Source organism: Prauserella salsuginis, from assembly GCF_024648885.1.
Taxonomy (GTDB): Bacteria; Actinomycetota; Actinomycetes; order Mycobacteriales; family Pseudonocardiaceae; genus Prauserella; species Prauserella salsuginis.
The window spans coordinates 413,505-433,097 of the sequence record NZ_JANBBF010000010.1; the positions used below are offsets into that span (position 1 = coordinate 413,505).

Consider the following 19,593-nt stretch of genomic DNA (forward strand, 5'->3'; position numbering starts at 1 on the left):
GGACCGCGAATCCTTGAAAGCAGCACTGTCCTCAGTTGACTCCCCCGCCGACGGAGCGACGTCGGTGTCCGAGGTGGGCGTCGACCCCGATCGTCGAAGAACTCGGCGAGAACCGGGGAAGTTGACCACATCGACCTTCCACGTCCTGTGAGGTGCACCCGATGACGTCCGACAGCGTCCTGCCCCTGCCCGACTACGACGAATTGCCGATCGCGAAGCTGCAGCACCAGATTCGCGCACTGTCGGCCGACGACATCCAGACCCTGATCGACCACGAGCAGCAGCACGGCAACCGCACACCCGTGCTGGAGCTGTTGCGAACCCGGCAGCAGGAGCTCGCCGACGGGGCCGAGCCGTCGGGCGGCGATCAATGGGACGGCACCGGCAAGCCCGCGGACACACCGCACGGCTCGCCCGTCTCTCGTGACACCGCAGCCGGTCCGGGCGCTCCGCTCCGGCACGGTGTCGCCGGCCAGACTCCCGACCGCGACAGGCCGTGACGCGGGGTCGCAGCATGCCACCGCCCACGGGGAGGAGGAACCAGTGATGACCGACGTTCCCGGCCAGGACAGCGCCGAGCTGGAAGAGTTCGTTCGTGCGGCGCAGCAGCGCGCCGGGCTGGAGTCGTACAACGAGGCCCATCAGCTGTGCCGCGCAACCGCGCGTGCCCTGGGCACCTCCGTTTCCGGAGGGCAGGCCAAGCAGTTGGCGCAATGGCTGCCGGACGTCCTGGAAGCCGAACTCGGTGACAAGAGCGGACACGCCGAGCGGTTCGACAAGACGACCTTTCTGAACAAGATCGGCGGTGAGACCCACACGGTCGACATGGAGAGCATGGAGCGCCAGGCCTCCGCGGTGCTGTCCGTGCTGCGTTCGTGGGCGCCGACCGGCCAGGTCGACGACACGATCGCCCAGCTCCCGCGGGAGCTGTCGGCCTTGTTCGAGTGACGGTCTGGCGCGAGTGCCCGTCGGCAGCGGCCCTCGCGCACGCCTACCACCACTGAGAACCCGGACAGCTGAGAACCCGGACAGCGAAACGCCGGGTGGGTCGCGTCGGACCCACCCGGCGTTTCGCCGGCGTTCGGCTACTCGGCGTCCGCGGCTCAGTCCTCCGGGTCGTAGCCCAGGTTCGCCGACAGCCAGCGCTCGGCCTCGGCCATCGACCAGCCCTTGCGCTCGGCGTAGTCCTCGACCTGGTCACGGCCCAGTCGGCCCACCACGAAGTACCGCGACTCCGGGTGGCTGAAGTAGAAGCCGGAGACCGCCGCGCCCGGCCACATCGCCATCGACTCGGTGAGCTCGATACCGGTGGTGTTCTCGACGTCGAGCAGCTTCCACAGCGTCTGCTTCTCGGTGTGCTCGGGGCACGCCGGGTAGCCGGGCGCGGGCCGGATGCCGTCGTACTTCTCCTTGATCAGGCCGACGTTGTCCAGCTCCTCGTCGGGGGCGTAGCCCCAGAACTCCTTGCGCACCCGCTCGTGCATCCGCTCGGCGAAGGCCTCGGCGAGCCGGTCTGCCAGCGACTCGAGCAGGATCGCGTTGTAGTCGTCGAGGTTCTCCTTGAACTCGGCGATCTTCTTCTGCGTGCCCAGGCCCGCGGTCACGGCGAAGCCGCCGACCCAGTCCTCGAGACCGGTCTCCTTCGGCGCGACGAAATCGCCGATGGAGCGGTTCGGGACGCCTTCGCGGTGCTCGCCCTGCTGGCGCAGGTTGAACAGCGTCGACAGCGTCTCCTTGCGCTGCTCGTCGGTGTAGAGCTCGATGTCGTCGCCGACGGCGTTGGCGGGGAAGAAGCCGATGACGCCGCTGGCGGTCAGCCACTTCTCCTCGGTCAGCTTGTCGAGCATCGCCTGCGCGTCGTCGTACAGCTTGCGCGCGGTTTCACCGGTCGACGGGTTGTTGAGGATGTCGGGGAACGAACCCTTCATCTCCCACGCGTTGAAGAACGGCTGCCAGTCGATGTAGTCCCGCAGCTCGGCCAGGTCGTAGTCCTCGAACACGTGCACGCCCGGCTTGGCCGGCGTCGGCGGCGTGTACGACGACCAGTCGATCGGGGTGCGGTTCTCCCGCGCCTGCTCGAGGCTGATCAGCGGTTTGCCCTGCTTGTTCGCGTGCCGGGCGCGCAGCGCGTCGTAGTCGGCCTGCACGTCGGCCATCAGCGTCTCGCGCTGCTCCTCGTGCAGCAGCGAGGCCACCACCGGCACCGAACGGGACGCGTCCTTGACCCACACCACGGGGCCGTCGTACTTCCGGTCGACCTTGACGGCCGTGTGGGCACGCGAGGTGGTGGCGCCGCCGAGCAGCAGCGGGACGTCGAACTCCTGGCGCTGCATCTCGGAGGCGAAGTTGACCATCTCGTCCAGCGACGGGGTGATCAGACCGGACAGGCCGATCACGTCGGCCTGGTGCTCCTTGGCGGCGTCCAGGATCTTCTGGGCGGGCACCATCACGCCGAGGTCGATGACCTCGAAGTTGTTGCACTGCAGCACGACGCCGACGATGTTCTTGCCGATGTCGTGGACGTCGCCCTTCACGGTCGCGAGCACGACGGTGCCGTTGGTGTCCTTCTCGCCGGTCGTGCCCGCCTCGGCCTTCTCCTGCTCGATGAACGGGATCAGGTAGGCCACGGCCTTCTTCATCACGCGGGCGCTCTTGACCACCTGGGGCAGGAACATCTTGCCCGCGCCGAACAGGTCGCCGACGACGTTCATACCGTCCATCAGCGGACCCTCGATGACCTCGATCGGCCGGCCGTTGCGCTCGGCGATCTCGGTGCGCAGCTCCTCGGTGTCGTCCTCGATGTGGGCGTCGATCCCCTTGACGAGCGCGTGGGTGATCCGCTCGCCGACCGGCAGCTCGCGCCACTCGTCGGCGGTCTCGTCGGTGGAGGTGCCGCTGCCCTTGTACCGCTCGGCGAGCTCCAGCAGCCGCTCGGTCGCGGCCTGGGAGTCGTCGGTGCGGTTGAGGATGACGTCCTCGATGGCGTCCCGCAGGTCGGGGGCGACCTCGTCGTAGACGGCGAGCGCGCCGGCGTTGACGATTCCCATGTCCAGGCCGGCGTCGATCGCGTGGTACAGGAAGACCGCGTGGATCGCCTCGCGCACGGTGTTGTTACCGCGGAAGGAGAACGACACGTTGGAGATACCGCCGGAGATCTTCGCTTCCGGCAGGTTCTCCTTGATCCAGCGGGCGCCCTCGATGAAGTCCATGCCGTACGTGGCGTGTTCCTCGATACCCGTCGCGACCGCGAACACGTTCGGGTCGAAGACGATGTCCTCGCGGGGGAACTCGACCCGGTCGACGAGGATGTCGTAGGCGCGCTTGCAGATCTCCTTGCGGCGCTCGAGGTTGTCCGCCTGCCCGTCCTCGTCGAAGGCCATCACGACGACGGCCGCGCCGTACTTCTTGCAGAGCTGGGCCTGCTCGATGAACTCGTCCTCGCCCGCCTTGAGCGAGATCGAGTTGACGATCGGCTTGCCCTGGATGTTCTTCAGGCCGGCCTCGATGACCTCCCACTTGGAGGAGTCGACCATGATCGGCACGCGGCTGATGTCGGGTTCGGAGGCGATCAGCTTGAGGAAGCGATCCATCGCCTCGACACCGTCGATCATGCCCTCGTCCATGTTGACGTCGATGACCTGCGCGCCGTTCTCGACCTGCTGCACGGCCACCGACAGGGCGGTGTCGTAGTCGCTGTCCTTGATCAGCTTGCGGAACTTCGCGGAGCCGGTGATGTTGGTCCGCTCGCCGACGTTCACGAACAGCGACGAGTTGTCGACGTTGAAGGGCTCGAGGCCGGACAGACGCATCGCGGGCTCGGGCTCGGCGGGCACGCGGGGTTCCAGCCCCTCGGAGGCCTTCGCGATGGCACCGATGTGCTCGGGTGTGGTGCCGCAGCAGCCGCCGAGCACGTTGACCAGGCCCGCCTCGGCGAACTCGCGGACCACGGGCGCCATCTGCTCGGGGGACTCGTCGTACTCGCCGAACGCGTTGGGCAGGCCGGCGTTCGGGTAGCAGTGCACGAAGCAGTCCGCGATGCGGCTGAGCTCGGCGGCGTACTGGCGCATCTCGGCGGCACCGAGCGCGCAGTTCAGGCCGACCAGCAGCGGGTTGATGTGCCGGATCGAGTTCCAGAACGCCTCGGTGGTCTGGCCCGAGAGCGTGCGGCCCGAGGCGTCGGTGATGGTGCCGGAGACCATGACCGGCCAGCGGCGGCCCCGCTCCTCGAAGAGCGTCTCGAGCGCGAAGATGCAGGCCTTCGCGTTGAGGGTGTCGAAGATCGTCTCGATCAGCAGCAGGTCGGCGCCACCGTCCACGAGGCCGTTGGCCTGCTGCAGGTACGCCGTCACCAGCTCGTCGTAGGACACGTTGCGGGCGCCCGGGTCGTTGACGTCCGGGGAGATCGACGCCGTGCGGTTCGTCGGACCCATCGCGCCAGCCACGAACCGGGGCTTGTCGGCGGTCGCGAACTCGTCGGCCGCCTTGCGGGCCACCTGGGCGCCCTCGTAGTTCAGTTCGTAGACCAACTCCTGCATCTCGAAGTCGGCCTGCGCGATGGTGGTCGCGCTGAAGGTGTTGGTCTCGACGATGTCCGCGCCCGCCTCGAGGAACTGGCGCGTGATGCCGCCGATCAGGTCGGGCTGGGTGAGCACCAACAGGTCGCTGTTGCCCTTGACGTCGCAGCTCCAGTCCGCGAAACGCTCGCCGCGGTACTCGGCCTCGCCGGGCGACTCCTGCTGGATCATCGTGCCCATCGCACCGTCGATGATCAGGATTCGCTCACGCAGGAGCGAGGTGAGCTGGTCGGTGCGGTCTGGCTGAATGTTGCTCATGCCCTGCCTTCCTGGTCGGAAGGCGTCCTTGGAGGTTCTCACCGAGCGTGGCGGGCTGCCCCCTGGCGATGGCAGCCCGTTGCAACGCCTCTCGGCACGTCCCAGCCTAAGGTGTGCCCGGCCGTTGGTCGCGAGCGTTTTGCGAGGAAGCTCACCGCTCGGTTGACCGCAGGCCGCTCGGTTGTCCCTGAACGCCTTGGTCGACCTGCGCGCGCTCGGTCGTGCTGAACGCTCGGTTGTCCCTGAACGCGGTGGAACCGGCGCCCTGGTGGAACGACGAACGCCGGGCGGCCCCAGAGGGAGCGCCCGGCGTTCGTGGCTGGCGGAGGATACGGGATTCGAACCCGTGAGGGCTATTAACCCAACACGATTTCCAATCGTGCGCCTTAGGCCGCTCGGCCAATCCTCCGCGGAAAAGGGTACAGGACCGTGAGTTACCGCTGATAGCGGGTCTGAGCTGCGGCGACCACGGCGCCTGTGCACCCGCCGTGGTGGCCCTCAGCGGGTCCTCTCGGCGCCTGTGTCGGCTCTCGGCGGCTCCTCACAGGCCGGTCACGTGGCGGGCGGTGGGCACGTCTCACCACACGCACGAGAAAGCTCAGGACGCCGCTGATCCGTCGGCGCCGAGCAGCGGCAGGCACGGCTCCAGGCCGTCGATCGCCACGTCGACGGTCCGGTGCCGCTCCCATGCCTCGCGGGTGAGTACGAAGCGGTGGCCGGTGCGGCGGCGGCCGAGGACAGCGTGGCGGGCGGTGCCGTCGTCGGCGTAACCGAGCTTGCGGGACACCCGCGCCGACGCGGGATTGTCGTCGAACGACTCCGAACGGGCGACCTCGGCGCCCATGCCGGCGAACGCCAGGTGCAGCACCGCGGCGCGCATCTCCGTGCCGATCCCCGTGCCCTGGTAGTCGCGCCCGAGCCAGGAACCGCTCCCGATCTCGCGGGTGACGGCGAACTCGGTGGCTTCGAGGCTCTGCGCGCCGACGACGATGCCGCCGGACAGCACGGTCAGCGGCAGCGCCCACTTGTCCTGGGTGAGCTCGCCGCGCATGCGGTAGTGGTGCTGCACGACGGAGCGGGCGACGACGTCCGGCGGCGCGTCGGTGAAGGGCGTGAGGAACGGCATCGTGTCCGGTTCGTGGATGCCGCCCGCGGCGAGTTCGGCGAGCGCGGCCAGCTGGTCCTCGTCGGGCAGGCGCAGTTCGAGCCGCGGGGTGCGCACGCGCAACCCCAGGAGCGGGAAGTGGTCGGCGAGCATGCCGCCAGTATCGCTGCACCGTCGACCGATTTCCGCCGGATACACACCGTGACAACCCCGCGTGCGGACGAGTCCTCCGCGCGCACCCAAGGGCACTTTGGTTGCACTCAACGCGACCATTCATTTCTCCCCTGATCTTGCTGCTGCGGAAAGCCGTCCAACGCCATGCGCGAGGGGAAGCTTTGGGGCGTTCAACGCGACCAAGGTGCCCTTGGGGGCGTTCGCCCTGCGGAGCGGTTACTCAGCGTGGGGGTGTCGACGTGAGGTTGGCGAAGTTCTCCACCTGGTCGCGGCGGCCTGCCACGACGAGGAGGTCGTGGCGCTCGACGATGCTCTCCTGGGTGGCGTACGTGAACTTCTCGCCGGGCCGCTTGATGCCCACGACCGTCACGCCGTAGCGCTTGCGGATCGCCGTCTGCCCCAGCGGAACGCCCAGCACCTCGTCGGGCGCGGTCGTCTTGACGAGCGCGTAGTCGTCCTCGAATTCGATGTAGTCGAGCATCCGCCCCGTCACGAGGTGCGCCACGCGTTCACCCATGTCGTGTTCGGGCAGCACGACGTGGTGGGCGCCGACTCGTTCGAGGATCCGCCGGTGTCGCTTGCTCGTCGCCTTCGCCCAGATGTGTGGAATGCCGAAGTCGGCGATGACCGACGTCGTCAGGATGCTCGCCTCCATGTCGTCGCCGATGCTGACGACGGCGCGCTGGAAATCCGGCACGCCGAGCTGGACCAGCGCGTCGGGGTCCGTCGTGTCGGCGACGGCCGCGTGGGTCAGTTCGTCGGCGAAGTGCTGCACGAGTTTCGGGTCGCGATCCAGCCCGAGCACTTCGAACCCGCTCGCGATCAGCTCCAGCGCCAGTGAGCCACCGAAGCGGCCGAGCCCGATGACCACGACACGGTTGACGTCGTGGGACGTCCGCGGCGCATTCCTGCTCCCCCACCTAGCCAACGATCGGCCTCTCTTCCGGAAGTTCGTATCGACGAGAACGGTCCCGCAACGCCAGCGCGGACGCCAGCGTGATGGGGCCGACGCGTCCCAGGAACATGAGCAGTGACAGCACGAGGTCTCCCGCCGTGCCGATCTCGCCGGTGATACCGGTGGAGAGCCCGACCGTCGCGAACGCCGACACGACCTCGAACAGCACCTGCTCGAGGCGGAACGGCGTGAGCGCGAGCAGTGCCAGGGTGCTCAGCATGACGGCCGCGACGCTGAGCAGCACCACGGTCAGCGCCTGTCGCTGCACCAGGGCCGGGATCTTGCGGCCGAACGCGTGCGCCGACGGCTCACCCTTGATCTCCGAGTAGATGACGAACGCCAGCAGCGCGAACGTCGTCACCTTGATGCCGCCCGCCGTGCCCGCGCTGCCGCCGCCAATGAACATCAGGATGTCGGTGACCAGCAGCGTTCCCGATTCCATCTCGCCGACGTCGACGCTGTTGAACCCGGCCGTCCGCGGCATCGCACCGTGGAACGCTCCGGCGAGCAGCTTGCCCGCCAGCCCGAAGCCGCCGAGCGTGTCCGGGTTGTTCCACTCGGCGATGGTGATCACGACGATGCCGATGCCGAGCAGCACGCTCGTCGTCAGCAGCGTCAGCTTCGCGTGCATCGACCAGCGCCGGACCTCGTCGCCGCGGCGGCGCGGCCGCCGGTGCCGCCACAGCTCCAGCCACACCGGGAAGCCCAGTCCACCGGCCAGCATGGCGAGCATGATCGGCACACAGATCCACGCGTCCGTGGCGAACCCCATGAGGCTGTCGCTGTAGAGAGCGAAGCCCGCGTTGTTGAACGCCGAGATCGCGTGGAAGACCCCGTGGTACGCCGCGCGCCCCGCTTCGTAGCCGTAGCCGGTGGCGAACCTGAGCGCGAGCACGACCGCGACGACCAGCTCCAGCAGCAGCGACACGCTGATGACGCCGCGCACCACTCGCCGCACGTCACCGAGATCGAGCGCCTTCGTCTCGGCCTGCGCCGTCAGCCGCATCCGCAGGCCGAACCGCCGCGACACGAGCAGCCCCAGCAGCGACGCCGTCGTCATGATGCCGATGCCGCCGAGCTGGATGAGCCCCAGGATGACGATCTGCCCGAACGCCGACCAGTGCTCGGGGGTGTCGACGACGATCAGCCCGGTGACGCACAGCGCCGACACCGACGTGAACAGCGCGTCGACCAGCCCGGTGGTCTCACCGGGCTGGGCCGCGACCGGCAGTGCGAGCAGCACCGTGCCGCACCCGACGACGAACGCGAACCCCGCGACGACGACGCGTGCCGGCTGCCGCCAGCTCGGCAGCAGGCGCTTCGCTAGGCGTCCGGTCACCTCACGCGGGGTGTTCGGGACGGCCGTCGGCGGCCCACTCGGTGTGGAACACGCCGTCCACGTCGACCCGCCGGTAGGTGTGGGCGCCGAAGAAGTCGCGCTGTCCCTGCACCAGTGCCGCGGGCAGCCGCTCGGCGCGCAACGCGTCGTAGTAGGCCAGCGCGGTCGAGAAGCCCGGTGTCGGGATGCCGAGGCGAACCGCGGTCTGGACCACCGACCGCCAGGAGTCCTGGGCGTCCTCGACGGCCTTGCGGAACCCGCCGCTCGTCAGCAGTGTCGGCAGCCCCGGCTCGGCGGCGTAGGCGGCGCGGATGTCGTCGAGGAAGCGTGCCCGGATGATGCAGCCGCCCCGCCAGATCGCCGCGACCCTGCCCAGATCGATGTCCCAGCCGTACTCGGCGCCGCCCGCGAGGATCTGGTTGAAGCCCTGCGCATAGGCGACCACCTTGGAGGCGTAAAGCGCCCGCTCGACGTCGTCCGCGAACCGCTCAGCCTCGGAGCCGGACAGCGGGGCGCGGGTAGGACCGGCCAGGCCGCGGGTCGCCGAACGCAGATCGGCGTGGCCGGACAGTGACCTGGCGAACGTCGCCTCGGCGATGCCCGTGATCGGCTCGCCCAGGTCGAGTCCGATCTGGACCGTCCACCGGCCGGTGCCCTTCTGCTCGGCCTGATCGGCCACGACGTCGACGAAGGGCTTGCCCGTCGCGGCGTCGACGTGTCCGAGGACCTCGGCGGTGATCTCGATCAGGTACGACTCGAGCCGTCCGGTGTTCCACGTGCGGAAGACGTCGGCGATCTGCGCCGGTTCGTACCCGAGCGCGCCACGGAGCAGGTCGAACGACTCCGCGATCAGCTGCATGTCCGAGTACTCGATGCCGTTGTGGACCATCTTGACGAAATGGCCCGCACCATCCGGACCGATGTGGGCGGCACACGGCTCACCGTCCACGTGCGCCGAGATGCTCTCCAGCAACGGGCCCAGCGACTCGTACGACTCGGCGGAACCACCCGGCATGATGCTCGGCCCGTGCAGCGCGCCCTCCTCGCCGCCGGACACGCCGGTGCCGACGAAGTGCAGACCACGTTCCCGCAACGCGGCCTCGCGACGACGGGTGTCGGCGAAGTGTGCGTTGCCCGCGTCCACGATCACGTCGCCCTCGTCGAGCAGCGGCGCGAACTCCTCGATCACGGCGTCGGTCGGCCCGCCCGCCTTGACCATGACGACGAGTTTGCGCGGGCGCTCCAGCGCGTCGACGAACTCGCGCGCAGAGTGAGTGGGCACGAAGTCACCTTCGTCACCGAACTGTTCCACCAGCTCCCTGGTGCGGGTTTCGGAGCGGTTGTGCAGGGCGACGGTGTGCCCGCGGCGAGCGAGGTTGCGGGCCAGATTCCGCCCCATCACGGCGAGTCCGGTCACGCCGATATCGGCCTTCTTCGTCATGGGCCTAACCCTACGCCGACCTCCTGCTTTGGGGCAGCGGCGAGAAAAGGTAACGTTCATCCCGCCATGGCAAGCACCGTGACCTCTCGCCGCAAGCAACTCGGCAACGAGTTGCGGCATGCGCGTACCAACGCGGGGATGACGCAGCAGCAGGTGGCTGCGATCCTCGGCTGCACGCAGGGCAAGGTCAACAAGATCGAGTCCGGCGCCGTCGGAGCGAAACTCGGCGATGTCCGGACCATGATCGATGCCTACGGTGTCTCCAGCGAAGAGTCCGACACGCTGCTGAACCTCGCGCGTGCCGCGGCCGGGCAGCGCGGCCACTGGTCCGGCTACCGATCCGTGGTGCCGCACTGGTTCCGCACCTTCACCGACCTCGAACCCGCGGCCGCCGAGATCATGACGTGGCACGGCGAGCGCATTCCGGGGCCGCTGCAGTCCGAGCACTACATGCTCAAGCAGTTCACCGAGTTCGGCTCGGCCGACATCACCTCGCTCGTGCGCGCCCGCCTCGACCGCAAGGCCGTGTTCGATCAGGAACAGCCGCCGTACTACCGGTTCATCCTGTCCGAATCGGCGCTGCGCAGGGCGCCCGGCGGGCGCTCACCCGGCGTGATGCTCGATCAGATGGAGCACCTGCTCGAGCTGGAACGCCGCACCCGGGTGTACATCCACGTGCTGCCGTTCGACGCGAAGCTCGCCGCCGTGCCCAACGACTTCACGATCATGCGCTTCCCCGACCGGACCCGCGACTTCGTCTACGTCGAACACTCCGCCGGTGGTATCTACCTCGACGACATGAAGGACTTCCAGATCTTCGTCGACTCGTGGGACCGCCTGCGCGGCGCCGCGCTGGAACGGGGCGAGACGCGGGAGTTCGTCCAGGAGATGGCGGCGCACTACCGCTCCCAGCTGGTCACCTGAGGCGGTCCGGCGAGCAGCAGGGAAGCGACACGTTCGCGGGCCTGCCGGAGCGAGGTGTGATGCGGGAATGTGGCGCGTGTTTGCGCGGCCGAGGCACGTTCGCCGGACTGGGTGCCGAGAGCCGGGATGTGGCGTGTGACACGAACGCGGGCGTGCAGCACGCGGAGTGATCGCGGGTGGTTCTGTTGTCCGTGGCATGGCGGCACGCGTTGGGCCGTTCGCGCGGTGGCTGCACGCGCGGTGACGACGCGGCCGGCCGCGGGCGGCGGGGTGATTCGATCGGCGGCGTTCGGCGGCGACCGCTGCCGGACTCGGGCGGTGCGCCGGTTGCGGGCGACAGGGCACCGCGGAGTGAGTGGCCCTTCGGGGTGGGTCAGAGGCGGGCGACGTACCGCGAGGTGAGCCTGCGGTCGTCCGGGGCGCCGTCCTGTTGCGGCGGGCGGCGGCTGACGAGGCCCGGTCCGAACCGGCGGGGCTTGCGCGGCGAGGGCAGCGCGGGCACGGCGTGATCGGTGAGGTCGGGGACGTCCGGCTCCGTGGTCGGTGCGCCCGCCCGGGGCATCTCAAGTCGTACGGCCATATGCACTCCACCCCCAGAGAGCACGCTGTGCGCGCGCTTGCGGACTTGTGGTTCGCCTCTCAGCGGGTGGGCCGGGGTCGACCCGCCGCCGAGCGTTAGGAATAATCCTAGGACGGGATTAATCACGGTGTCGACCGGCGTTCGTGAAGTTCCCACGGATGGACGCACGCTTTTGTCGGTTTGACGTCTGGGTACAGGGATAAACCGGAACAGCGACACGAAATCGGGCCAGCTCACCGAGCTGGTGCCGGTGTCGCCCTGGTACGGAGGTAGAGATGGCCGACCGCGCAGTGGAGACGGATTATTACGACCCGGCAACTGTTGTGAGCCGGTTCGATCCGACCGGGTGGCAGAAGTCGTTCGCGAGCGAACCCAACGGTGGAAACTGCGTGGAGGTCAACCTCGGCGACGCCTGCGGCGACGGCAACGTCGGCGTCAGGGACACCAAGCTCGACGACAGTCCCGTCTTCATGTTCACCCGGGGCGAATGGCAGGCGTTCGTCACGGCCGTAAAGGCAGGTCAGTTCGATCTGCCCGCCTGAGCGTCATGCTCTCGGCGGCCGGGCGGGCGGTCTGGCCGGACCCCGTTCCGGAGAACCGTCGCCAGGCCGTAGACTGGGCACCGGACCCCCGCGGCGTCCACCCTGTGAACCTCCCCAGGGCCGGAAGGCAGCAAGGATAAGCAGGCTCTGACGGGTGCGGGGGTCCCCTTTTTTTGTGGGGATCCGACTCTGTCTCGGCGGCGCATCCCTCCCTGTTCTTCGTGTTGTGCCCGTGCCCGGCCGGTGCTGTGCCCACCGGTGTACGTCACCGTGCTGTTGGCGAACCGCCAGGCGCATGTCCTGCGTTCAGCACCGCGTGTTCTGCACTCAGCACCGCGTCTTCTGCATCCGGGCGGTCGTCGTCCGGCTACTGCCCCTCAACGACGCGATGCCGCGCGACTGTCTCGTCGCGCATGTCCTGCTCAGTCGTTGTCCGGTCACTAAGCGCAGGAGGCCATCCGGTGCGTGACGGGCCTCCGCGGGCCGGAGTGCAGGACACGCGGGCCCGAGTGCAGGACATGCGTGCGCGAGTGCAGAACATGCGGGCCGGAGTGCAGGACACGCGGGCCGGAGTGCAGGACACGCGGGCCCGAGTGCAGGACACGCGGGCCCGAGTGCAGAACACGCGTGTCCGAGTGCAGGACACGGGGCGGGGAGGGTCGGGGCGAAGTGCTCGTCCGGGTGTCGGTGCGGGCCGGTACGCTCGCTGCCGTGGCTCTCGCGCTGTACCGCAAGTACCGGCCGTCGACCTTTGCCGAGGTCGTGGGGCAGGAACACGTCACCGAGCCGCTCCGCACCGCGCTGGCGGCCGGACGTATCAACCACGCCTACCTGTTCTCAGGGCCCCGCGGCTGCGGCAAGACGTCGAGCGCTCGCATCATGGCGCGCTCGCTCAACTGCGAAAGCGGGCCCACGTCCGATCCCTGCGGCGAGTGCGGCCCGTGTAAAGCGCTTGCGCCGGAAGGTCCAGGCAGCGTCGACGTCACCGAACTCGACGCCGCCAGCCACGGTGGCGTCGACGACGCTCGTGAACTCCGCGACCGCGCCTTCTACGCGCCCGCCGAGTCGCGCTACCGCGTGTTCATCATCGACGAGGCCCACATGGTCACGACGCAGGGCTTCAATGCCCTGCTGAAGATCGTCGAAGAACCGCCAGAACACCTGATCTTCATCTTCGCGACCACCGAGCCGGACAAGGTCCTCACGACCATCCGCTCGCGTACCCACCACTACCCGTTCCGGCTGATCCCGCCGACGGCCATGCGCGAACTGCTCGAACGGAACGTCGCTGCCGAGGGCATCAACGTCGAACCGGCCGTGTACCCGCTGGTCGTGCGTGCCGGCGGCGGATCCGCGCGGGACACCCAGTCGGTGCTCGACCAGCTCCTCGCCGGTGCGGGCCCCCAAGGCATCACCTACGACCGCGCGGTCGCGCTGCTCGGGGTCACGGACGCGGCGCTGATCGACTCCATGGTCGACGCGCTCGCCGCCGAGGACCACAAGGAGGTCTTCGCCACGATCGACCGCCTGGCCGAGGCCGGTCACGATCCGCGCCGGTTCGCCAGCGACCTGCTCGACCGCTTCCGAGACCTGATCCTCCTGCGTTCCGTTCCGGACGCCGCGTCGAACGGCATGGTCGCCGCGCCGGAGGAGGAGCTCAGCCGCATGTCGGCGCAGGCCGAACGGGTCGCGCCCGGCACGCTCACCCGCTACGCCGAACTGCTGCACAACGGCCTGCGCGAGATGCGCGGCGCCACCGCGCCCCGGCTGCTGCTCGAGTTGCTCGCCGCGCGCATGCTGCTGCCCGAGGTTGCCGACGACGAGGGTGCGACGCTGCAACGCCTCGAACGTCTCGAACGGCGTATGACCGCCGGGGGTGGTGCCGCTCCGGCAGGTGGGGCGGCGCCGGCCGCGGAAGCCGCGCCGGAGCGAACGTTCGAACGGCCTTCGCAGCGTGCGCAGAAGGCCGAACCGGCCGCGCCCGTCCAGGCAGCCGCACAGGCCGAGCAGGCGTCCGCGACCGCGTCGGCGCCGGAGGCGCAGGCCGGTTCGGCGGATTCGCCCGCCCCGGCCGCGCCTGCGCAGGCACCGTCTGCTCACACCCAACCCCCAGCTCACACCCAACCCCCAGCACAGGCCCGACCGGCAGCGCAAGCCGCGACGCCGGCATCCGGCGGGGGCGCAGCGCAGTCGGTACCGGCGGCCCAGCCGGCAGCTTCGGCACAGCCGGACGGGTCGGCCCGGCCGGAACCGGATGCGCAGGAGGCCCCGGCGGCTCAGCCGGGGCAGATCGACGCGGCGGCGTTGCGCCAGTACTGGCCGCAGCTGTTGTCGACCGTGCGCAAGGCGAGCCGCAGCACGGAGGCGATGCTCACCAACGCGACGGTGCACAGCGTCGAGGCGGGCGGTGTCACGCTCACGCACACGGCCGAGCCGTTGGCGCGGCGGTTGTCGGAACCGCGCAACGCGGACTGCATCGCGGCGGCTCTCGGCGAACTGCTGGGCGGCCGGTGGCAGGTGCGATGTGTGCACGCGGGAGCCGCAGGTGCCCCGCCTGCCCAGTCGGGCACGGCGGCTCCGGCGCAGGGGACATCAGCGCAGGGGAACTCGGCACGGCAGGTGGCCCCGTCGGCCGGCGGTGCCCCGTCCGCGTCGACCGCCGCCGCTCCGGCCTCGGCTGGCAGCCGGCCCGCCGACGCCGGGTCCGGCGGCACCGCGCCGACCGGCCACGAGGCGACGTCCGGGGCCGCGGCGCAAGCCGCATCACCGGACAACGCATCACCGGACAACGAATCACGGGACGACGGATCACCGGACAACGAATCACGGGACGACGGATCACCGGACAACGCCTCACCGGACAACGCGGCCCGGCAGCAGCGTCCGTCAGGAGCCGCCGACTCGGCGGGCGCGGGGCCGAAGGTGACGACGACCGAGCCCGACATTCCGCTGCCTCCGGAGCCGGAGGACGACGAGTACGGCGCCCCCGAACCGCCGCCGGGTCCCGGACCGGCCCGGACGGAGCGGTCGCAGGGCCCGTCCGGCAACGGCAGTGCACAGGCCGCGCCGACGTCCTCCGATTCGGACGATCCGGAGGACGTCGCACAGCGGCTCCTGACGGATCATCTCGGTGCCCGTCCCATCGACTGACAGTTCGCTGCTCGCTGCGCGGCTCCGGCCTACCGGCGGTGACGGTCCGCGCTCCGGGAGGTTCCGGGAACTTCCCGCGGCGCCGGGAAGGTTCCCGGTCGTGGCGGGCGATCAGCGGTCGAGGTAGCGCAGTACTCCGCGGGTGATGGCCTCGGCGTACTGGCGGTGTCCTTCGGCGGTCGACATCGCCGCCGCCTCGTCGGGGTTGCGCATGTTGCCGCATTCGACGAGCACCGCGGGCACCGTCGACAGGTTGAGCCCGGCCAGGTCCGCGCGTCCGTCGAGCCCGTCGGTCGAGGCGATGTAGTCCGCCTTCGGCAGGCCCGTCGATGCCATCCCCGCCACCATGGCGCGCGCCAGCCTGGGCGCGGCGGTCCGCTGGGCATCGTTCAACGGCGGGTCGGAGTAGATGACGTGGAAGCCGTTCGCCTCGGCCGCGGATCCGTCGGCGTGGATCGACACGACCGCGTCGGCGTCGTTTCGGTTGCCGATCGCAGCCCGCTGGTCGACGCACGGGCCGACGCCGTCGTCGGCGGAGCGGGTGAGTACGACGCGGACGCCACGGTCGGCCAGTTGCCTGCGCACCTGCTGGGCGACGGCGAGGTTGAAGGCGTGTTCGGGGTAGCCGTCGGCGGTGCTCGTGCCCGTCGAGTTGCACTGTTTGCGTGCCCCGCGGCCGTTCGGCACCTGGCGTTCGATCCGGTCGAGGTTGGCCCCGTTGCCTCCGTTGTGCCCGGGATCGAGGACGACGACGTCGCCTCGCGGTTCCCGGCCGGAGTCCCTGCCCGGCGCCGCACGTGACTGCCGGCCCTGTGCCTGCCCGTCCGGGGCCCGGTCCGGTTCACCGGTCGCGTTCCGCTCCGTGCTGACGACCGCCGAACGCTGGGTCGCCGCGCGTTGGTCGCCCACTTGGCCGCTGGATGCGGGTTCGGCCGCTGAGCAGGCCGTCGCCAGCATGCCGATACCGATCGCCGCAACGACCCCGCGGGCCGACGCGGTGGCGAACCTGCCCCCCGAACTTCGCACGGTGTCCACGGTGCCACAGGTGCGGCGACTAGGCTGGCCGGTACAGCCAGCTCAAGCGAGAGATCGGATCGACCACCATGGCGCAGCCCGGCGGCGGAATGCCCGACATGCAGCAGATCATGCAGCAGGCGCAGCAGATGCAGCAGCAGATGCTCGAGGCGCAGGAGGAGATGGCCAACGCCGAGGTCACCGGCACCGCAGGCGGCGGCAAGGTGACCGCAACGGTCAGCGGCGAGCTCGAGCTGAAGAAGCTCGACATCGACCCGGGGATCGTCGACCCCGAGGACGTCGAAACGCTGTCCGACCTGGTGGTGGCGGCCGTCCGCGACGCGACGAGCAACGCGCAGCAGCTCCAGCAGGAGAAGCTGGGCTCCATCACGGGTGGGCTCGGCGGCGGCGAAGGCCTGCCCGGCATGGGCAACCTCGGCCTCCCCGGAATGTAAGCGTGTACGAAGGTGTCGTTCAGGACCTGATCGACGAGCTCGGCAGGCTGCCCGGGGTCGGTCCGAAGAGTGCGCAGCGGATCGCGTTCCACCTGCTCGCCTCGGATCCGCAGGACATCGGGCGGCTGCGCGAGGTGCTCGGCAAGGTCGCCGAGGGCGTGCGGTTCTGTGAGATCTGCGGCAACGTCTCCGAGGCCGAGCGGTGCCGGATCTGCAACGACCTGCGCCGTGACGCCACGTCGGTCTGTGTCGTCGAGGAGCCGAAGGACGTCCTGGCCGTCGAGCGCACGCGTGAGTTCCGCGGCCGCTACCACGTGCTCGGGGGTGCGCTGGACCCGTTGTCGGGTGTCGGGCCCGACCAACTGCGCATCAAGGACCTGCTCACGCGTATCGGGTCGGAGGAGATCACCGAGGTGATCATCGCGACCGACCCGAACACCGAGGGTGAGGCCACGGCGACGTACCTGGTGCGGATGCTGCGTGACTTCCCGGGGCTGACGGTCACGCGGCTGGCTTCCGGCCTGCCGATGGGTGGCGACCTCGAATTCGCCGACGAGTTGACGCTCGGCCGCGCGCTGTCGGGCCGCCGCGCGCTGTGACCCGCCATGGGTCCGGACTGCGGCACGGTGCGTGACGGTCGCGCGGTCGACGCGGCCCGCGAGCTGGCCGACCGGGTTCTCGCCGCGCCGCCGCGGCTCGGGGCGGTGCGGCTGATCGCGATCGACGGGCCGTCGGGTGCGGGGAAGTCGCACCTGGCGGCCCGGGTCGTCGACGTTCTCCGCGGCCGCGGGGCCGATCCTGCGCTGGTGAGTACCGACGACTTCGCGACGTGGGACGACCCGGTGTCGTGGTGGCCGCGGCTGGCCGCGGGGGTGCTCGAACCGCTCGCGGCCGGCAGGCCCGGTCGGTTCCGGCGCACCGAGTGGACCGATGAGGGGGAGCCGGTCGCCGGTGCGCAGGTGGACGTTCCGGTACCGGACGTACTCGTACTGGAAGGCGTGTCGTCGGGCCGCCGGTCGGTGCGGGCTTCGACCTCCGTGCTGTGCTGGTTGGACCACGCGGACCGGGACGCCCGGTTGGCGCGCGCGGTGGCCCGCGACGGCGAGTGGTCCAGACCGCACCTGGAGCGGTGGCAGCGCTTCGAGGCCGGCTGGTTCTCGGTGGACGAACCTCATGAGGCGGCCGACGTGACGTACTCGTCCGAACGGTCTAATCCATTCGTCGCAGGGCGCTGAAAATTTTGGTTTTCAGGCACTATCCGTGTCCGAATTCGTGAATTAGTCGCCGGAAACGGCTGTCAAGTAGCCCGATCGTAACCTCAAGTACTTAAGGAACCGGCAACGAGCCGCTAAGGTCTGCCCCCATCTGCGCCCACCTGGGCGTAACCCGACTGACCTTTCTCAAGGGGTGCGAACATGCTCCACTCACGGGTGAACCGCACGCGCCGCCTCGCCCTGATCGGGCTGGCGGGCGCGCTTGCGTTGTCCGCTTGTGCCTCGGAACGTGGCGAGGACGCCGGAAACGCGAACACGTTGGTGTTCGGCGCCGCCGGCGCGCCGAAGAACTTCGATCCGGTGTTCAACGACGACGGCGAAAGCTTCCGCCCGATCCGGCAGATGTACGAGACGCTCGTCGCGTACAAGCCCGGCACCGCCGAACTCGAGCCAGGTCTGGCCACCGAGTGGACCCCGAGCGACGACGGCACGACGTGGACGTTCAAGCTGCGCGAAGGAGTCAAGTTCCACGACGGCACCGACTTCAACGCCGAGGCGGTCTGCTTCAACTTCGACCGCTGGTACAACATGCCGGGCGCCGCCGCGCAGAGCCAGATGATCTATTACGGCGACGTGTTCGAGGGCTTCGCCGAGAACAAGGGTGACGCCTCGGGTGACCCGGTGTACAAGTCCTGCGAGGCGAAGGACGAGCACACCGCGGTGCTGAACCTCAACGAGGCCAAGGGTGCGTTCCCCGACGCCTTCGGCCTGACGTCGCTGTCGATGTCGAGCCCGGAGGCGCTGAAGGAGCACAACGCCGACGAGGTCACGCAGAGCGGCGAGTCGTTCAACTACCCGGCCTACGCCAACGAACACCCGACGGGCACCGGGCCGTTCAAGTTCGAGTCCTACGACAAGTCGGCGAACACCATCACGCTGACGCGTAACGACGACTACTGGGGCGACAAGCCGAAGCTCGAGAAGATCGTCTTCCGAGTCATCCCGGACGAGAACGCCCGCAAGCAGGACATGATCTCCGGCCAGATCGACGGCTACGATCTGCCGAACCCCGCCGACTACCAGGCGTTGCGCGATTCGGGCGCCCAGGTGATGGTCCGCCCGACGTTCAACATCCTCTATCTGGGCATCAACCAGAAGAACACGCCGGAACTGAAGGACGAACGCGTCCGCAAGGCGATCGAGTACGCGATCAACAAGGAACAGCTCGCGAAGAACCAGCTTCCCGAGGGCGCGTCGGCCCGGTACCAGTTCGTGCCGGAGGAGACCGACGGTTACACCGACGACGTCGAGAAGCACGAGCACGACGTGGACAAGGCGAAGCAGCTGCTGAAGGAAGCGGGCGCCGAGGACCTGAAACTCAAGTTCTACGTGCCTACCGAGGTCAGCCGCCCGTACATGCCGAACCCGGTGGACATCGCGGGCGCGGTCTCGGACAACCTCGACGCGGCCGGTATCGACGTCGAAATGGTGCAGCGGCCGTGGAACGGCGGCTTCAAGGACGACATCCAGAAGCACGGTAACCACGACATCCACCTGCTCGGCTGGACCGGCGACTACGGCGACGCCGGCAACTTCGTCGGCACGTTCTTCGGCCGCGAGAAGGCGGAGTTCGGTTTCAACGACAAGGAGATCTTCAAGGCGCTGGCCGACGCCGACGCGACGGTCGACGACGAGGGGCAGAAGAAGGCTTACGAGGAGGCCGCGGTCAAGATCTCCGAGTACGTGCCCGCCGTCCCGCTGACGTCGTCGCCGCCGGCGATCGTCGTGGGCGGCGACGTGCAGGGACTCGTCCCGAGCCCGCTGACCGACGAGCGGTTCGTCTCGGTTTCCAAGGGCCAGAGCTGACG

At 69.2% G+C, this 19,593-nt stretch carries 16 protein-coding genes, 1 tRNA gene, 1 other RNA gene and 1 riboswitch; of the genes, 10 read left to right on the top strand and 8 right to left on the bottom strand.

Going from position 1 to position 19,593, the window contains the following annotated elements:
* Nucleotides 1-161 precede the first annotated feature (161 nt).
* Together LY40_RS13185 and LY40_RS13190 are read left to right on the top strand one after the other, a co-directional pair.
* Nucleotides 162-500, top strand: coding sequence for a DUF8129 domain-containing protein (locus tag LY40_RS13185; RefSeq protein WP_183782122.1), 339 nt, complete (start codon nucleotides 162-164; stop codon nucleotides 498-500).
* 46 nt (nucleotides 501-546) lie between these two features.
* Nucleotides 547-948, top strand: coding sequence for a DUF2267 domain-containing protein (locus tag LY40_RS13190; RefSeq protein ID WP_183782125.1), 402 nt, complete (start codon nucleotides 547-549; stop codon nucleotides 946-948).
* Nucleotides 949-1,103: 155 nt separating this feature from the next.
* Here the strand turns inward: LY40_RS13190 and metH are convergent, their stop codons facing one another.
* The 6 genes from metH to gnd form a co-directional block, all read right to left on the bottom strand.
* A complete protein-coding gene (gene metH, locus LY40_RS13195) occupies nucleotides 1,104-4,832 on the bottom strand; it encodes a methionine synthase (RefSeq protein WP_258937024.1) in 3,729 nt (1,242 codons plus the stop codon).
* Between the two features lie 13 nt (nucleotides 4,833-4,845).
* Nucleotides 4,846-4,931, bottom strand: a riboswitch (S-adenosyl-L-homocysteine riboswitch).
* 221 nt (nucleotides 4,932-5,152) lie between these two features.
* Nucleotides 5,153-5,241, bottom strand: a tRNA-Ser gene (locus LY40_RS13200).
* A 189-nt stretch (nucleotides 5,242-5,430) separates the two neighbouring features.
* Nucleotides 5,431-6,090: a GNAT family N-acetyltransferase gene (locus LY40_RS13205; protein ID WP_258937025.1), complete on the bottom strand. Its 660-nt coding sequence runs from the start codon at nucleotides 6,088-6,090 to the stop codon at nucleotides 5,431-5,433.
* Between the two features lie 241 nt (nucleotides 6,091-6,331).
* Nucleotides 6,332-7,039: a potassium channel family protein gene (locus tag LY40_RS13210; RefSeq protein ID WP_221212693.1), complete on the bottom strand. Its 708-nt coding sequence runs from the start codon at nucleotides 7,037-7,039 to the stop codon at nucleotides 6,332-6,334.
* Nucleotides 7,032-8,405: a TrkH family potassium uptake protein gene (locus LY40_RS13215; RefSeq protein ID WP_258937026.1), complete on the bottom strand. Its 1,374-nt coding sequence runs from the start codon at nucleotides 8,403-8,405 to the stop codon at nucleotides 7,032-7,034. The genes LY40_RS13210 and LY40_RS13215 overlap by 8 nt, the downstream gene beginning before the upstream one ends.
* A 1-nt stretch (nucleotide 8,406) precedes the next feature.
* On the bottom strand, nucleotides 8,407-9,846 hold the full coding sequence (gene gnd, locus LY40_RS13220; protein WP_258937027.1) for an NADP-dependent phosphogluconate dehydrogenase: 1,440 nt from the start codon (nucleotides 9,844-9,846) through the stop codon (nucleotides 8,407-8,409).
* Nucleotides 9,847-9,912: 66 nt separating this feature from the next.
* Here gnd and LY40_RS13225 point away from each other — a divergent pair, with 66 nt between their 5' ends.
* Nucleotides 9,913-10,770 carry a helix-turn-helix domain-containing protein gene (locus tag LY40_RS13225; protein ID WP_183782140.1) on the top strand — a complete coding sequence of 286 codons (858 nt, stop codon included), beginning with the start codon at nucleotides 9,913-9,915 and terminating at the stop codon, nucleotides 10,768-10,770.
* Nucleotides 10,771-11,143: 373 nt separating this feature from the next.
* Here the strand turns inward: LY40_RS13225 and LY40_RS13230 are convergent, their stop codons facing one another.
* Nucleotides 11,144-11,350, bottom strand: a complete 207-nt coding sequence (locus LY40_RS13230; RefSeq protein ID WP_183782143.1) for a hypothetical protein — start codon at nucleotides 11,348-11,350, stop codon at nucleotides 11,144-11,146.
* Between the two features lie 275 nt (nucleotides 11,351-11,625).
* Here LY40_RS13230 and LY40_RS13235 point away from each other — a divergent pair, with 275 nt between their 5' ends.
* The 3 genes from LY40_RS13235 to LY40_RS13245 all read left to right on the top strand — a co-directional run bounded on the left by LY40_RS13235 (nucleotide 11,626) and on the right by LY40_RS13245 (nucleotide 15,042).
* Nucleotides 11,626-11,892 (top strand): DUF397 domain-containing protein, encoded by a 267-nt coding sequence (locus LY40_RS13235; RefSeq protein WP_183782146.1) that lies wholly within the window; start codon nucleotides 11,626-11,628, stop codon nucleotides 11,890-11,892.
* Between the two features lie 79 nt (nucleotides 11,893-11,971).
* Nucleotides 11,972-12,064: signal recognition particle sRNA small type (gene ffs / locus LY40_RS13240), an RNA gene on the top strand.
* A 539-nt stretch (nucleotides 12,065-12,603) separates the two neighbouring features.
* Entirely contained in the window at nucleotides 12,604-15,042 is a 2,439-nt protein-coding gene (locus LY40_RS13245; protein WP_258937028.1) for a DNA polymerase III subunit gamma and tau, read from the top strand.
* 111 nt (nucleotides 15,043-15,153) lie between these two features.
* Here LY40_RS13245 and LY40_RS13250 read toward each other — a convergent pair whose 3' ends face one another.
* On the bottom strand, nucleotides 15,154-16,068 hold the full coding sequence (locus LY40_RS13250; protein WP_258937029.1) for an N-acetylmuramoyl-L-alanine amidase: 915 nt from the start codon (nucleotides 16,066-16,068) through the stop codon (nucleotides 15,154-15,156).
* A gap of 77 nt (nucleotides 16,069-16,145) precedes the next feature.
* Here LY40_RS13250 and LY40_RS13255 point away from each other — a divergent pair, with 77 nt between their 5' ends.
* The 4 genes from LY40_RS13255 to LY40_RS13270 all read left to right on the top strand — a co-directional run bounded on the left by LY40_RS13255 (nucleotide 16,146) and on the right by LY40_RS13270 (nucleotide 19,591).
* The gene (locus LY40_RS13255; protein ID WP_183782153.1) at nucleotides 16,146-16,511 is read left to right on the top strand and encodes a YbaB/EbfC family nucleoid-associated protein; all 366 of its coding nucleotides are present in this window, start codon (nucleotides 16,146-16,148) and stop codon (nucleotides 16,509-16,511) included.
* 2 nt (nucleotides 16,512-16,513) lie between these two features.
* Nucleotides 16,514-17,110: a recombination mediator RecR gene (recR, locus tag LY40_RS13260; RefSeq protein WP_183782156.1), complete on the top strand. Its 597-nt coding sequence runs from the start codon at nucleotides 16,514-16,516 to the stop codon at nucleotides 17,108-17,110.
* A gap of 6 nt (nucleotides 17,111-17,116) precedes the next feature.
* Nucleotides 17,117-17,746 carry a uridine kinase family protein gene (locus LY40_RS13265; RefSeq protein WP_258937030.1) on the top strand — a complete coding sequence of 210 codons (630 nt, stop codon included), beginning with the start codon at nucleotides 17,117-17,119 and terminating at the stop codon, nucleotides 17,744-17,746.
* Between the two features lie 180 nt (nucleotides 17,747-17,926).
* Nucleotides 17,927-19,591 (top strand): ABC transporter substrate-binding protein, encoded by a 1,665-nt coding sequence (locus tag LY40_RS13270; protein WP_258937031.1) that lies wholly within the window; start codon nucleotides 17,927-17,929, stop codon nucleotides 19,589-19,591.
* The last annotated feature ends 2 nt before the right edge of the window (nucleotides 19,592-19,593 follow it).

What these genes read in the sequence shown, in the direction of transcription:
- LY40_RS13185 (WP_183782122.1), top strand. Translation starts at nt 162, where the DNA reads ATGACGTCCGACAGCGTCCTGCCCCTGCCCGACTACGACGAATTGCCG.
- LY40_RS13205 (WP_258937025.1), bottom strand. Translation starts at nt 6,090, where the DNA reads ATGCTCGCCGACCACTTCCCGCTCCTGGGGTTGCGCGTGCGCACCCCG.
- LY40_RS13255 (WP_183782153.1), top strand. Translation starts at nt 16,146, where the DNA reads ATGGCGCAGCCCGGCGGCGGAATGCCCGACATGCAGCAGATCATGCAG.
- LY40_RS13190 (WP_183782125.1), top strand. Translation starts at nt 547, where the DNA reads ATGACCGACGTTCCCGGCCAGGACAGCGCCGAGCTGGAAGAGTTCGTT.
- gnd (WP_258937027.1), bottom strand. Translation starts at nt 9,846, where the DNA reads ATGACGAAGAAGGCCGATATCGGCGTGACCGGACTCGCCGTGATGGGG.
- LY40_RS13230 (WP_183782143.1), bottom strand. Translation starts at nt 11,350, where the DNA reads ATGGCCGTACGACTTGAGATGCCCCGGGCGGGCGCACCGACCACGGAG.
- LY40_RS13270 (WP_258937031.1), top strand. Translation starts at nt 17,927, where the DNA reads ATGCTCCACTCACGGGTGAACCGCACGCGCCGCCTCGCCCTGATCGGG.
- LY40_RS13235 (WP_183782146.1), top strand. Translation starts at nt 11,626, where the DNA reads ATGGCCGACCGCGCAGTGGAGACGGATTATTACGACCCGGCAACTGTT.
- LY40_RS13225 (WP_183782140.1), top strand. Translation starts at nt 9,913, where the DNA reads ATGGCAAGCACCGTGACCTCTCGCCGCAAGCAACTCGGCAACGAGTTG.
- LY40_RS13265 (WP_258937030.1), top strand. Translation starts at nt 17,117, where the DNA reads ATGGGTCCGGACTGCGGCACGGTGCGTGACGGTCGCGCGGTCGACGCG.
- metH (WP_258937024.1), bottom strand. Translation starts at nt 4,832, where the DNA reads ATGAGCAACATTCAGCCAGACCGCACCGACCAGCTCACCTCGCTCCTG.